At 42.9% G+C, this 14,288-nt stretch carries 14 protein-coding genes; 4 read left to right on the forward strand and 10 right to left on the reverse strand.

What is annotated here, in order from left to right; all coding sequences use genetic code 11:
• Nucleotides 1-25: 25 nt before the first annotated feature.
• Together NEJAP_RS05790 and NEJAP_RS05795 are read left to right on the forward strand one after the other, a co-directional pair.
• Nucleotides 26-1,180, forward strand: coding sequence for a PP2C family protein-serine/threonine phosphatase (locus NEJAP_RS05790; protein ID WP_201349725.1), 1,155 nt, complete (start codon nt 26-28; stop codon nt 1,178-1,180).
• 2 nt (nt 1,181-1,182) lie between these two features.
• Entirely contained in the window at nt 1,183-1,665 is a 483-nt protein-coding gene (locus NEJAP_RS05795; protein WP_201349726.1) for an STAS domain-containing protein, read from the forward strand.
• A gap of 181 nt (nt 1,666-1,846) precedes the next feature.
• Here the strand turns inward: NEJAP_RS05795 and tal are convergent, their stop codons facing one another.
• Both tal and dusA read right to left on the reverse strand, forming a co-directional pair.
• Nucleotides 1,847-2,812, reverse strand: a complete 966-nt coding sequence (gene tal, locus NEJAP_RS05800) for a transaldolase (RefSeq protein ID WP_201350479.1) — start codon at nt 2,810-2,812, stop codon at nt 1,847-1,849.
• A 33-nt stretch (nt 2,813-2,845) separates the two neighbouring features.
• Nucleotides 2,846-3,865, reverse strand: a complete 1,020-nt coding sequence (dusA, locus tag NEJAP_RS05805; protein ID WP_268927830.1) for a tRNA dihydrouridine(20/20a) synthase DusA — start codon at nt 3,863-3,865, stop codon at nt 2,846-2,848.
• Nucleotides 3,866-3,966: 101 nt separating this feature from the next.
• Here dusA and NEJAP_RS05810 point away from each other — a divergent pair, with 101 nt between their 5' ends.
• Nucleotides 3,967-4,131 carry a hypothetical protein gene (locus NEJAP_RS05810; RefSeq protein WP_201349727.1) on the forward strand — a complete coding sequence of 55 codons (165 nt, stop codon included), beginning with the start codon at nt 3,967-3,969 and terminating at the stop codon, nt 4,129-4,131.
• Nucleotides 4,132-4,641: 510 nt separating this feature from the next.
• Here the strand turns inward: NEJAP_RS05810 and paaE are convergent.
• The 8 genes from paaE to NEJAP_RS05850 all read right to left on the reverse strand — a co-directional run bounded on the left by paaE (nt 4,642) and on the right by NEJAP_RS05850 (nt 12,125).
• On the reverse strand, nt 4,642-5,739 hold the full coding sequence (gene paaE / locus NEJAP_RS05815) for a 1,2-phenylacetyl-CoA epoxidase subunit PaaE (RefSeq protein WP_201349728.1): 1,098 nt from the start codon (nt 5,737-5,739) through the stop codon (nt 4,642-4,644).
• 8 nt (nt 5,740-5,747) lie between these two features.
• Nucleotides 5,748-6,290, reverse strand: coding sequence for a 1,2-phenylacetyl-CoA epoxidase subunit PaaD (gene paaD / locus NEJAP_RS05820; protein ID WP_236591077.1), 543 nt, complete (start codon nt 6,288-6,290; stop codon nt 5,748-5,750).
• Nucleotides 6,291-6,293: 3 nt separating this feature from the next.
• Entirely contained in the window at nt 6,294-7,058 is a 765-nt protein-coding gene (gene paaC / locus NEJAP_RS05825; RefSeq protein ID WP_201349729.1) for a 1,2-phenylacetyl-CoA epoxidase subunit PaaC, read from the reverse strand.
• Between the two features lie 20 nt (nt 7,059-7,078).
• Nucleotides 7,079-7,366: a 1,2-phenylacetyl-CoA epoxidase subunit PaaB gene (gene paaB / locus NEJAP_RS05830; RefSeq protein WP_028469980.1), complete on the reverse strand. Its 288-nt coding sequence runs from the start codon at nt 7,364-7,366 to the stop codon at nt 7,079-7,081.
• Entirely contained in the window at nt 7,363-8,319 is a 957-nt protein-coding gene (paaA, locus tag NEJAP_RS05835) for a 1,2-phenylacetyl-CoA epoxidase subunit PaaA (protein WP_201349730.1), read from the reverse strand. The genes paaB and paaA overlap by 4 nt, the downstream gene beginning before the upstream one ends.
• A gap of 446 nt (nt 8,320-8,765) precedes the next feature.
• Nucleotides 8,766-9,482 (reverse strand): glycerophosphoryl diester phosphodiesterase, encoded by a 717-nt coding sequence (locus NEJAP_RS05840; RefSeq protein WP_201349731.1) that lies wholly within the window; start codon nt 9,480-9,482, stop codon nt 8,766-8,768.
• A gap of 45 nt (nt 9,483-9,527) precedes the next feature.
• Nucleotides 9,528-10,097: a LemA family protein gene (locus tag NEJAP_RS05845; protein ID WP_236591078.1), complete on the reverse strand. Its 570-nt coding sequence runs from the start codon at nt 10,095-10,097 to the stop codon at nt 9,528-9,530.
• A 96-nt stretch (nt 10,098-10,193) separates the two neighbouring features.
• Complete coding sequence (locus NEJAP_RS05850; RefSeq protein ID WP_201349732.1) at nt 10,194-12,125, reverse strand: DUF2207 domain-containing protein; 1,932 nt, start codon at nt 12,123-12,125, stop codon at nt 10,194-10,196.
• A 140-nt stretch (nt 12,126-12,265) separates the two neighbouring features.
• Here NEJAP_RS05850 and NEJAP_RS05855 point away from each other — a divergent pair, with 140 nt between their 5' ends.
• The gene (locus NEJAP_RS05855) at nt 12,266-14,245 is read left to right on the forward strand and encodes a TonB-dependent copper receptor (protein WP_201349733.1); all 1,980 of its coding nucleotides are present in this window, start codon (nt 12,266-12,268) and stop codon (nt 14,243-14,245) included.
• Nucleotides 14,246-14,288: the final 43 nt, after the last annotated feature.

The raw sequence follows: 14,288 nt of genomic DNA on the forward strand, positions 1-14,288 counted from the left end.
TCTTGATCAGATTAAACTATTATTTATGACAACACACCTATCAGATATACAGCTAGTTGGTTTTGAAAAAGCGGACTTACCTTTAGTTAAGTCTGTTTTAGCTGATATGAACTCTGGTACGAGCTGTTCTGTATCAGCGGTAAGCGCCCCGCATTTTAAGCACTTTGGTATTTGTGTCTTATTTGTTTCCAGTGGATCTGATTTAGAGCAATTGGCCGATTTGCTGAGTGATGACGGGCGATTTCCTATCGTACTTGTTTTATCTAGTAGTAGCGATGTCTCTGTGATTAGGGCTTTGAGAGCGGGCGCAGATGATGTTTTTTATCTGGAAAGCCTGCAGTCAGAATATGAGGAGTTTATAAGCTCCCTGCAAGCAAAGTTGACTCGATGTCGCCTGCTATATGAAAGGTTGATTTATCGAGAAGGGTTAGAGGCATCCCTAGAAGAGCTTAAGGATGACCAGTACGCCGCTTTTCAAGTGCAAAATCGTTTGCTTCCAGTTAAAAAACAAGTAATACAGAATATTGAGTATCAATATAGCATTACGCCTTCTCTTATTGTAAGTGGAGACTTTGTTGATGTTCTGCCTATCAATAATGAGCTTACCTTATTTTATCTGGCGGATGTCTCTGGTCACGGAGCATCATCAGCGTTAGTAACGGTGCTTCTTAAAAATATAACCAGTCGCCTGCTTCGAAACTTTAGGCGTGACTCAAGTTATGACATCCTGTCGCCTTTAAAAACTCTTAATCGTATAAATTCTGAACTATGTTCTTTGGCTTTGGATAAGCATTTAACTATCTTTGCTGGTTTGATCAATAACACAGATAATACGCTTACTTATGCCGTAGGTGGGCACCATCCGATGCCTGTGTATAAGTCGTCAAGTAGTATGTTTGTGTTGGAGGGGCGGGGAATGCCGGTTGGTTTATTTTCGGATGCTGTTTTTTCACAAAATCAGATAGAGTTAGATACGGAGTTTTCACTGTCTGTCTTTTCCGATGGCGTGTTGGAGCTTTTGCCTCAAAGTTCAATTTCTGAAAAAGAGCAAGGTCTTTATGAGTGGCTAGAGAGTAACAGTGCAGATTTAGAAGTACTGAAATCTTATATATTTGATTCAAGTGAGCATCTGGAACAGTATCCTGATGATATTACCATAATGACTGTGTCGAGAGTTTAATCATGAGTCTGGGCTCAATTTTTTATGCTGTTGTAGATAACCACTATGTCATTAAATTTGTTGGTGAAGTGCGCTTAACGCTGTGTTCGTCTTTGGATACTCATATTGAGCGGATACTATCATCAGATCAGTGTGACCAAGTGTTAGTGGATTTAACAGAAGCAACTTGTCTTGATAGCACGACTTTTGGACTTATAGCAAAGCTAGCGATACGTGCCAAGAATAAGGAATTCCCTACGCCTGTTTTAGTGTCGACGCACGATGATGTGACGAAAACTTTATTGAGTATGGGGTTTGATCATATTTTTGTTTTACTTGAGTCTTTACCCAAGACTCAATGTGAATTGCAGCATGTTCCGGTAGTGCAAGAGTCCGTTGAGGCAACTCAGCTTCGTATTATTAGTGCCCATAAAATTTTAATGTCGTTAAATGATTCAAACTATGAAGCATTTAATAATCTGATTAGTGTGTTAGAGCAAAAATAGGACTTTTTCCTATAGCCTCGATTTATGCAGTCTGTAGAATAACGGTTGTCAGGGATGCAGCAGGGATGTTGATTTAACGAACGGAATTGTTCGTCTGGCCATCGCATCAGGATTGTTGTGATGATTTACATGGATGTGAACGAAGGGCTCGTTGCAGGATGCATTTAGAGCCCTTTATTTTTTATATGCTTACTTCGTGGCTTGCTAGTACTTGTTCTAACTTTACCTGATCCGCTGCGAAATTCCTTATACCTTCCGCTAGTTTTTCTGTTGCCATTGCATCTTCATTCATTAACCATCGAAAAGTTGCTTCGTCATTATCTGGAATGGCGATCTCTGAAGTAGCTGTTTCTGTGCTTAGCTTTTGAGGTAATGCAGCATGAGAGTTTTCTAGTTCGCTCATTAGTTGTGGGCTGATGGTGAGTCGATCACAACCCGCAAGGCACTGGATTTCAGTAATACTTCTAAAGCTGGCACCCATCACAATGGTTTTATAATCATTTACTTTATAAAAGTTATAGATGCTTGAAACAGAGACTACACCAGGATCTAATTCGCCAGAATAGTCTTGTTCAGGTTGCTTCGCTTTATACCAGTCTAAAATGCGTCCAACAAAAGGCGAGATCAAGTAAGCGCCTGCATCGGCACAGGCAGCGGCTTGTGCAAAGCTAAAGAGCAAAGTTAGGTTACAGTTAATGCCTTCTTTTTCTAAAATTCGGGCTGCTTGTATGCCTTCCCAAGTTGATGCAATTTTTATTAAGATGCGATCATTGCTGATGCCTGCATCGTTATATAAGCGAATGAGTTGGTGTGCTTGTTCAACTGTCGCAGCGGTATCAAAAGATAGGCGGGCGTCCACCTCGGTAGAAATCCTGCCAGGAATTATTTTAAGAATCTCTAGGCCGATTAAAACGCTTAGTTTTTGGGTCATCAAAGAGAGCTGTGTTTTAGGCTCTTGGCTTTGCTCATATGCCCACGCTTTGGCTTGGTCAAGCAAAGGGCTATAGATAGCTAGGCCAGCTGCTTTGAGTAGCAGTGATGGGTTTGTGGTTGCATCCACGGGCGTGAATTGGCTGATAGCCTCTATATCACCCGTATCGGCAACTACGGTTGTCATTGATTTAAGTTGCTGCAGTTGGCTTTCCATGGGTTGGATTTCCATAAATTATCTTTTGGTGAATTAGTTAAACTCTTTTATTTTAGCGAGGGCTTGTTGAATCACTTCAATACCCGCACCACGTTTGTGAGCTTGTTCACTAATCAGGCGGCGAAATTGCTTACCTCCAGGCATACCATGAAATATACCTAAAATATGTCGAGATATGTGATTAAGGTATACATCTTGCCTGAGCTGTTCTTCAATATAGGGTAAATACGCTTCAATAGCCTCTATACGGCTCATAGTCTGTTGGTTTGTGCCATATAGAGCATTATCCACTTCGGCGAGTATATAGGGGTTTTGGTAGGCCTCTCTTCCCATCATGACGCCGTCAACATATTTAAGGTGCTCTTGAGAGTCGTCTAAGGTTTTGATGCCACCGTTAATGATAATTTCAAGCTCAGGAAAAGCTTGTTTAAGCTTATAAACCCTATCGTATTGTAAAGGTGGTACATCTCGATTTTCTTTCGGACTAAGGCCCTGCAAAATAGCTTTTCGAGCATGTACGATAAATGTGTTGCACCCTGAAGTCTTTACAGTATCGACAAAGTGGTGAAGAAGCTCGTCGCTATCGAGGTTATCAATACCTAAGCGGTGCTTAATGGTGACTGGGATATCTACGGCTTCCTGCATAGCTGACATGCAATCACGCACTTTTTCAGGGTACTCCATTAAGCAAGCGCCAATCATATTGTTCTGAACGCGATCACTTGGGCAGCCAACATTTAAATTAACTTCATCATAGCCATATTCTTGTGCCAGACGTGCGCATTTTGCTAGATCTGTTGGATCGCTGCCACCGAGTTGTAGAGCGACGGGGTGTTCGCCTTCGTTATAAGCGAGGTGGCGATGCTTATCACCAAAAATTAGCGCGCCTGATGTGACCATCTCTGAATAAAGCACGGTATTTTGGGATAAGACACGATGAAACATGCGACAGTGCTTATCTGTCCAATCCATCATAGGTGCTATGCAAAAGCGGCGATTCAGCGTATCCCGCGTGGTGTCTGATTTTAAGGCTGTATTCGTTGAGTTATTCAATGTTCTATTTTAGGCCGTTTGGGGTTGTTTTAGCATATAGAGTGCTACAAAAAGTGCTACATAAACCCGTGTAGCACTGGCTTTGTAGCACTGGAATGCTGATGACAGCTATCACACCGCGTAAACGAAGAGGTGGATTTGTTGCGCATACCGTTCAAATTCGTATTCGTCGAGCTGGCAAGATTATATATCAAGAATCAAAAACATTCGATCAGCGCAAGCTAGCTGAGCGATGGGCGCGAAAGCGTGAGGCTTTTTTTAATTGATGAGGTTTCAGGTGTGTATGTATTAAGTGGGTGCGATTAATGAGATGCAAAAGCAGAATATGTGACTACTTTGGTGCTGGAGGGGCATTTATTGTGACGTATTCGGTATGTTAATTCTGCTGCATATATGGGTAGGAAATACCTTATGCTCTCGCTATAAAGCAGATAATACCCATTACAAGCGCGCCGGATAAGGCGGATAGTACGCAGGCTATTATCATTGGTTTATATTCGTTATTCATGTGGCTCCCCTTTTTGCATTGGTTCAGTATAGGTGGTTGTTTGGGGAGGTGGTGTTAATTGTTTGTGATTTTGTTAACAAAGGGGTTATCAGTGCTAGCGCATTTAGCTTTAATAGTGCTGGATAGTCGGAATGCGTTAGTATCTTTGGGTATATAAAAGCTGATGTACTAGTAAGGATTGGTACTGCAAATAGAGCTTAAAAAGTGAAATAAAAAAGCCCTGCAAGTAGCAGGGCTTAAGAGTTTAAGATAAGTGCAGTCGGAGGGTTTAGCGCTGGTCGAAATCGACCACGACTTTATCTGATATAGGGTGTGCTTGGCAGCTCAGAATATAACCGGCTTCGATCTCGTGTTTTTCAAGACCGTGAGTGATGTCCATATCGACTTCACCTTCTACTAGCTTGCATTTGCAGGTAGAGCATACACCAGCCTTACAGGCGTAAGGTAATTCCATACCATTGTCCATGCCCGCATCTAAGATGTTTGAGCCTACAGTGGCCAGTTCAAACATGATTGAGCGACCATCAGCAACCACAGTTACTTTACTCAGTTTTTCCTCGCCAAACTCTTCGATACGTTTCTGGGCTTTGTCTAGAATCGCTTGGGAGTCGGCTGATGAATTTGCAAACAGCTCGTAATGAATCTGATCGTCGCTTAAGCCTTCCATGCGAAAGCCCCGAGATACTTCAGACATCATTGACTCGGGTCCACAAATAAAGGCTTCATCAGTGCTCTTGATATCAATCAAGCCGCTTTTTTGAAGAGCGAATCCTTTCTTGTTATCAATACGGCCATTAAGTAAATCAGCGCCTTGGTCTTCAAAATCCATAATATTGATCCACTGGAAGCGATCCATATAACGGTTTTTGACAAAGTTTAGCTCTTCTTTGAACATCACTGAGTTGCTACGACGGTTGCCGTAGATCAATGTAACACGGCTATCAGCTTCAACATCTAGTACGGATTTTATAATCGAGATCATGGGCGTAATACCTGAGCCTACAGCGATACACATGTAGTTCTTGGTATTGTTGGCTTTGAGCTCGGTATGGAAGCTACCTTGGGGAGGCATAACTTCTATTTCATCACCGGCTTTAAAAGTATCATTAGCAAAGTTTGAAAACTTACCGTTTTTTACGCGTTTGATACCTACGCGCATATGCCCATCGTTAATGCCTGAACATATGGAATATGAACGACGCACATCTTCACCGTCGATCATGGCTTTAATTGTCAAAAATTGACCTTGGATAAATGTAAATTTTTCTTTTAGAGCTTCTGGAACATCGAATGTTACACAGACAGCCGTATCCGTTTCCGGTTGTACGTCAGCTATCTTTAATGTGTAGAAATTGGTGTCAGACATCGCTTCACCTATATCTTTTTAAAATAGTCAAATGGCTCACTGCAATCATTGCATTGGAACAGTGCTTTGCAGGCAGTAGAGCCAAACTCACTGATCCTTCGAGTATTTCTGGAATTACAATGTGGGCATTGGGCATGAGCTTCTGGTGTTAAACCTTCTTCACAAAGATCGGCATCTTCAGGTGGCGCAATGCCATACTCGCGAAGATTTTTACGTCCTTGTGGCGACATCCACTCGGAACTCCAGGCTGGCGAGAGCTTGGTTTTTATAACCACCTCTTGATAGCCTGCTTTGTTGAGTTCGGCTTTTACATCGCTACTGATGGTATCCATAGCAGGGCAGCCAGAATAGGTGGGAGTGATAGTCACTACCACACTGCTTCCGTCGAGCTCTACATCACGCAAAATACCTAGATCCCAAATACTCAGAACGGGCACTTCAGGATCTTTTACTTCATCGAGAATATCCCAGAGATTTTTTACCTCTGCGTTATTGCGTTGTTGCAGACGTTGATACTGTTCGTCTGGCATCAGTGAGATCTGTTTCATCATCAATTACCACTGGCAACCGGGGTGGGAGCGGTGCACGATTTGCATTTGGGTCAGCATGTGGCCCAAGTTTTCTGTGTGATAACCGGTGCGCCCGCCACGTACAGCCCAGCTATCTTCAGGAACTGTTATGGTTGCTTCTGTGAGAATAGCACTGACTTCTTTGTGCCATTGATCACGCAGCTTAGAGACATCAACACCGATACCGTTGTCAGCCAATAACTGCTCAGTTTCATCCATGTCGAACATCTCATGGGTATAGCCCCATAGTTGGTCAACTGCTTTTTGGGTACGCTTGTGGCTTTCTTCGGTACCATCTCCAAGACGGTGGACCCAGTCACGACTGCGGCGCACGTGGTACTTTGTTTCTTTGACTGATTTTGCAGCGACGGCGGCGAGTCTTTCATCTTTTGATTGTGCAAGCTTAGGTAGTACTAGGCTGTAGTAAACATCAGCAAGCAGCTGGCGAACTTGCGAATAGGCAAAGTCACCGCGTGGCATTTCTAGTAATAGCAGGTTGCGATAGTCTCGATCACTACGCATATAAGCAAAATCGTCTTCGGTACGGCCATCATCAGCAAGTTCTGCTGCATAGGTGTAGAACATACGTGCACGACCTACGTAATCTAATGATACGTTGGCATAGGCGATATCTTCTTCTAAAAATGGGCCATAGCTTACCCATTCAGATATGCGGTGTCCCAATACAACAGCATCGTCGCCTAAGCGAGTCGCGTATTCCAGTGTGGCTGCTTTAATTGCATCGCTCATCTTAAATAGTCCTCACTGAATTACATGTTGTTAACTGGATCAGGCAATACATAATAAGTCGCGTGACGGTATGGTTTGTCGTCTGAAGGGTCGTAAAAACTCTCAGCATCATCTTCTTGAGAAGCGCAGATATCGTTTGATTTCATTACCCAAATGCTAACGCCTTCGCTGCGACGGGTGTAACAATCGCGAGCGTATTCTAGCGCCTGAGCGTGATCTTCTGCGTGTAAGCTGCCTACATGTTTATGATCAAGACCACGTTTTGAGCGGATGAACACTTCAAACAGTTCTAGTTTTTCAGTTGTCATATCAGATACCCCTTACGCCACGTTTTTTGTTTTGTTGGCATTTTTTTGTCGTTATATGCAGTAATAGCATCACGTACCCAAGCGCCTTCTTCATGAGCGGCAACATGGTGCTCAATACGCTGGCGGTTACAGTGGCCATTTCCGTTGATTACGCTGTAGAACTCTTCCCAGTCAATGTCGCCATGATCATAATGACCACGCTCTTCATTCCACTTGATCGCAGGATCTGGGTGCTCTAGTCCTAAAAATTCGATCTGTGGAACTGTCTGATCGATAAATTTCTGGCGTAAGTCGTCATTGGTTTCACGTTTGATCTTCCACTCCATTGATTTTGCAGAGTGTGCGGATTCTGAGTCGTGTGGGCCAAACATCATTAGTGCTGGCCAATAGAAGCGGTTCAGAGAATCCTGTGCCATCTGCTTCTGTTCCGGCGATCCTTGAGCGAGAACTAGCAATGCTTCATAGCCTTGACGCTGATGGAAGCTTTCTTCTTTACAGATGCGAATCATGCCGCGTGAATAGGGGCCGTATGAGGTGCGTTGTAGAGATACTTGATTCACAATAGCCGCGCCATCAACCAGCCAACCAATAGCACCCACATCACCCCAGGTAAGGGTAGGGTAGTTAAAAATAGATGCGTATTTAGCAGTGCCTTTTTGTAATGCTTCGATCATTTCGGCACGAGAGATACCGAGCGTTTCGCAAGCACTGTAAAGGTACAGTCCGTGGCCTGCTTCATCTTGCACTTTGGATAGCAGAACGACTTTACGACGCAAAGAAGGTGCACGGGTAATCCAGTTTCCTTCAGGTTGCATACCGATTACTTCAGAGTGTGCATGCTGAGACATCTGACGGGTTACATTTTTGCGGTATGCATCCGGCATCCAGTCCTTGGGTTCGATTTTCTCTTCAGCGTTGATCTTACGCATGAAATTTTGTTCTTCTGGCGTCATTTTTCTGCTCTCCGATGTTCTGGTTCGTTTGTCAGACTACGAATTTTTTATTGTCTTCATAGCAGTCAGCATCTACCCAATCGTGCTATTGGTCTTGCCGTTTATCGTATAAAAAACTCACCTTTGAGGAAGGCTTATCCGTTACATATAACAGCGATAGAATAAATGTACCTCGAAATTTTTTTAAATGATACATAAAATTACATAAAAACATAAATTATTGTATCACTTGATTATGTTTTAACACTTCTATCCCAGTGTTTATGAGACTTTTGGCGATACTGTAAAGTTTATATTTGTAAATTAATAAGATTGAAATCAAGACGTAAGTCTAGAAAATAGGCGATAAAACAGAGATAAAAAATAGTTTTTTTATTAAAAGAAAAAGAAGAAAAGCTAGAAGGTTTTTTAGCGTATGTACAATGATGTGTCTGTTAAATGGAACGCTAAAGCAGGTGAGGTGTGTCCGATATAATGCTGTTTACACCCATGCCCCACAGTTCTTTAGCGGCACTAGAATCATTGCATGTGTAGACGATCAATTGGTAACCGGCCGCTGTAATGGCGTGTGCAAGTCGTGGTGTTAAGCATTCCCAATCACAATGTAAGCTAACGGCATTGAGCTCTTGCATTGTATTGTGCCAGTCACTGTCTATTTCTTCGTAAAGCAGGCCTAGAGGTTGCTCTAAATCAAGTTGCCGGTAATAGCGTAAAATGTCATGGTCAAAACTGCTGATCAACAATGGCTTGCTGCTGCTCCAATGTTTTTTGATAGTGGGGTGGATAAGGGCTGTTATTTTTTGTGGTGAAATTCCTTCCTGTGGTTTTAGTTCAAGATTAAGACCCATGTTTAGACTAGAGATTAATTTCAGTGCTTTGGTGAGTGTGGGAATTTGTTCACCGCTGAACTCCTCAGAAAACCATCTACCAGCATCTATGCTCGGTAAATGCTCAGAAGTGATGTTGAGTAAAGAGCCTTGGCTGTTACTGCAACGCTCCAATGTGTCGTCATGACAGAGAACAACGGTAGCATCGCCTAAAATACTCGCATCAACTTCAACCCAATCTATATTATGTTGAGCCGCCGCTTTAATAGATACCAATGTATTTTCTGGGGCTAAGGATGCTAAACCTCGGTGGCCAATAATACGACTTGCTTTCATTGCAGCGTCTCCTAAAAATATTCGCTATTTAAAGGCTTATGTTTATCAAAATTTCACACTTGGTACTTTTTTAACTTCGCTAGCTTCGGCTTCATCCAATTCAAAAAACTCAAATTTAGTAAAGCTAAAGCGCGTTGCCACTAAATTGGATGGGAAGCTATCGACCATGATATTAAGCTCTCGTACTGAGCCATTGTAAAAGCGCCGTGCCATTTGGATTTGGTCCTCCAGTTCTTTTAGCTGTCCTTGCAGATCTAAAAAATTACTATTAGCTTTTAAGTCAGGATAATCTTCTGCTAATGCGAACAGTTGTCGCAGAGCACCAGATAGCATTGTTTCGGCTTGTGCAGTAGAGTTTGTCGTTGTTTGTCCTGCTTGCATTGCTGTGTTACGTGCACTGATGACTGTTTCTAAGGTTGCCTGTTCGTGCGAAGCGTAGCCTTTAACAGTTTCGATAAGGTTAGGTATTAGGTTATGACGGCGCTTTAGCTGCACCTCTATACCGCTCCATGCTTCTTCTGTTCTTGCGCGTTTATCAACTAACCCGTTGTACAAGCTGATAACGTAAAGAACGAGAGCAACAATAAGCCCAAGAATAATTGAGAGTGTTAACACAAGATTTATCTCCATCACTAAGCGTAACTAGGCATGTTAAAGGTTGATATTAAAGTTTGAAGTTTAGCTTACTACAACTGAATGCTTCCCGTATTTTTACCAGCCACCCCCACCACCCCCACCACCGCCGCCCCCCGATGAGCCGCCACTAAAACCGCTGCCTGAGGAAGACGGGGGTGTAGAAGACGATGCAATGGCGCTATCTAGCCCAGTGGCTAGGCTTGATGATAATGAAGAAATATGGCCATAGTTGTGGCCTTTGTACCAGTGTAATGAGCTGTGACTGTTGATAGTTTTAGCCATCAGTATTTCAGTAAATTTTTCACCCCATTCATTTTCCACCCCAAGTGCAATGGCATAAGGTAAGTATTGCTCAAACAGCTCAGGCGTTTTTTCGGGCGGGTGTTGAGCGTTAAGCAAGTCTTTTTCCGCTATAGCTAGATAGCTTTTAAAGCCTTCAATACTATCCAAAGTTACTCTGCCTGCTATGGTGGGAGCCTCCAGCAGCCAGTAAAATAACACAAGGGAAAGGCCTGATATTAAGCAATATGTGGGGAGGGCAATGCTCTCTATATCGAATGAGAACTCCCCAAACATTGAGATGAAAGGTCCTCCCGCGGTAAAAATGAAAACCGCTGGCAAAAGTGCAGGTATGAGTTTGAAAATGTTTCTGGCAGGTGATGACGAGTTAACCGCACGGATAGAGCGGCGAACGGCAGTGATAAATACACTACCGAAGATACCAGCAAATACCGATAGGAATATTAGTTCTACACGTTGGTCTTGAATGGCCATAAAAATGCCTAGAGCAATGGCAAGCGCCGCTCCTGCAAAAAACCAGAACCGGTTGTTAGAAAAGTTTTGCTTGGCATACTCTCGAATTAGAGTCTTTTTAAGTTTTAATTGCGTGTTAGAGACGGTTTGTGAATATTTGCCACCAATACTTCGTTGTTGGCGGTTATTTTTAAATAGCTCTGTAGCTAATGCTTGTTCACTAGGAAACAGCTCTGTCGTACTCCCCGTTCTAGTGATTATGTAACTACTGTTATTCGAAGTGGGTTGAATGGTTATGTAGCCTTTTACGGCGAGGTTAATTAATGCAGCAGTAAAAGCTGAGGGTTTAACACGTCGATCTTTTATGAATTGGCAGGCTGCTGGAGATAATCCTTTTGGAGGAGAGAATAGAGGGATAATGGTACCGCTCTTAGGGTCCCGACCTACTGCAAACCAAGCCAACAGTAAGTAACCTAAAATAATGAGGGTGCTCACCCCTGAAAAAATAGTCATACGAAAATCTTGGATGAACCAGCTACTTTGTTGTGATGCTGATGGCGGGTTTATGATGCCTTTATTCCAGGCGACAACAATACTCATCCCTTCGCGAAGGTTGAGCACTTGGCTGCTATTGAATGAAACTTCAAATGGAAGTTTTTGTACGGCATTAGCATAACTTGAAGTGCTGCCCATTTTTCCGGTAAAGACGGTATAGTCTTTAATAACAGCGCTCGAGGGGAGTGATATGGTTGCGCTTGCTTTATCAATAGGAAATGTAAACCCATGGCCTATTGCGTTAAAGTACAGCTCATCTTGCTGCGCTAAAAACTGTATTTGTCGATTGGTACGGTAAAAAATTTCATACGTATGCTGGCCCTTAGATACATATTTATCTTTATCGCCAATATATATGCGGATGCCATTTTGTTGCTTTTGGGTGTGATATGGCTCGTTTTCTCCATCACGCGTAACGCTAACAACTTCAAAACCAACATGGTGTTTCTCAGGAGCGACGAGGGCGTTAGGCGTGGTGGCAGGTATAGTATACGTCGTGGGAAAGTCACGATAGATTCCTCGCCTGATCGCTGCATGCTCTGCTGTCACAGTGATTGTTTCTGTGACGAGTAGCTCGCCATCTTCTGTTACTAGAATGCGCGTATCGTAATTGAGTATGCGCTCTTGTGAGAAGGCTGAAGACGTCGTCAGTAATAAAAACAACAGCATGATATAGCATGCAAATGTATTCCTTTTCACTGTTGCTTTCCTCGTTGCTTAGATAAAAAAATTAACTGAGTTTAGCGTTATCTTCTCCTATAGTCTGCGTCGTTATGCCACATTTTTTGTAATATTAGTTGGTGCTAAAGTTGCATTTTCTAATGCGATGGGGGTGTAGTGTGAAGAGTGCGAGAAAAGTTCTTTGTATTTTTGTGTCATTAGTATCTGTTAGTTCTGTAGCGGATGATAAACCGTTAGAAATTAAGGTTACTAGAGGCGCGCTAGAAGACGTTTCGGTTGAACACTTTTTTCCTGACACTCTTACCGTAAAGCCAGCTTCTGATATGGCAGAACTACTAAGTTCAGTTAATGGCGTGTCGGGAGTGCGTATGGGAGGGAGAGGCACTGATCTTATTATTCGTGGGCAACGCGAAACACAGCTGAATATTTTGTTAGATGGCGCTTACCTTCATGGAGGCTGCCCAAATCGAATGGATCCTCCAACCACTTATGCTTCTGGCGATAGTTATGATTCGATTTCTCTTATCAAGGGGAGTCAAACGGTACTCTATGGAAGTGGAGGAAGTGGAGGTACTGTAATTCTGAAGCGTAATAAACCGGCTCTAAACGAGCAGGGGTATCATGCAAGTTACTCGGGTGTCGTGCGAAGTAATGGTGAGGGTGGTTCTATTTCTGCGGATATAGCTGGCGGAAATGATAATGGTTACATACGTTTTATCGGTGAAGTTGCTGATGTAGACAGCTACGAAGATGGCAATGGTGATACGGTACGTTCAGCATATGAGTCTCGTTCTGGTTCCCTCATTCTAGGAGCTCAGCTGAGTGATAATACCGATTTAACAATGAGTTATGATCGTAATGAGGAGCGTGATGTTCTATATGCCGGTGCTAATATGGATTCGCCCGAATCTAATGCTGATATTTACCGGATGAAACTTGAGCATCAGTTCAGCCATTCTGCAATTCAAAGCCTAAAAGCTGAACTATTTCAAAGTAATGTTGATCATTTAATGGATAGCTACTCGCTGCGGAATAGATCGATGGGTATGTATGCACCTAGTACTTCAGATACCACGGGTGGGCGCATAACGTTAGACGCTTGGTTTGGCGCTCATCAAGCGACGTTTGGTGTGGATTATCAAAAAAATTCCCGCAATGGAGTGGTCTACAATTATCCAGCTAACCAGCCAATGGGGCAATTATGGCCTGATGTGATAATTGAGCAAGTGGGTCTTTTTGGGGAAGTAAACCGTAGGCTTTCGTCACTAGATCAAATTAAATTGGGGCTACGTTATGATTACATTACTGCCAATGCTGATAATGTAAATACGCTGTTTATGATGACGCAGACCGCAGCGGGCCTATATGGCACAGTACCTCATCAACAGAATGAGCATAATATTGCGGGGTTTGCTACGTGGCAGCATAAGCTTGGATCTGACTACCAGCTAGCTATGACGGCTTCGCGAAGCGTACGCACAGCGGATGCAACAGAACGTTATATGGCAAAAAATAACTGGATAGGTAACCCTTGGATAGCGCCTGAGAAACATCATCAGCTTGAATGGGTTTTTAGTAATGTAGGCGAAACTCCATGGTCAATTTCAGCGTATTACAATAGAGTGAATGATTATATTCTACGTTATAAAGCGAGTGGTAAAGATAGGTATCAAAATGTTGATGCTGAGATTTATGGGGCTGACCTGGAATACCAATACCCCATTAATCATCAATGGTTACTGAAGAGTAGCCTGAGCTATACCGTGGGGAATAACGTAGATAGTAACCAGCCATTGTCTCGAATTTCACCGTTATCTGCACAATTACAAGCATTATATTCTGCGACTACTTGGGAAGCGGGTGTGGTTGGTCGGTTTGTCGCTGCGCAGAATAATGTGTGTTTAGCCGCTTCAGACTGTGGAGGCTTAGATGTTACGAAAACACCAGGGTATGGTGTGGTTGATTTGTTTATGGATTATCGTTTATCACCTGCTATATCGATGGCGGCTGGTGTCGATAACCTATTTGATAAAACATACCGCAATCATGAAAGTCGTGATGATGTGTTTGACCCTATACCATTACAAGTTAATGAGCCGGGGCGTTCTGTTTGGCTAAAATTAACCGGTCGCTTTTAAAGCGTTAGGTTATGAGTTTTTATTAGATTAATGAATGCTTCTG

This window comes from Neptunomonas japonica JAMM 1380 (genome assembly GCF_016592555.1).
Lineage (GTDB): Bacteria > Pseudomonadota > Gammaproteobacteria > Pseudomonadales > Balneatricaceae > Neptunomonas > Neptunomonas japonica_A.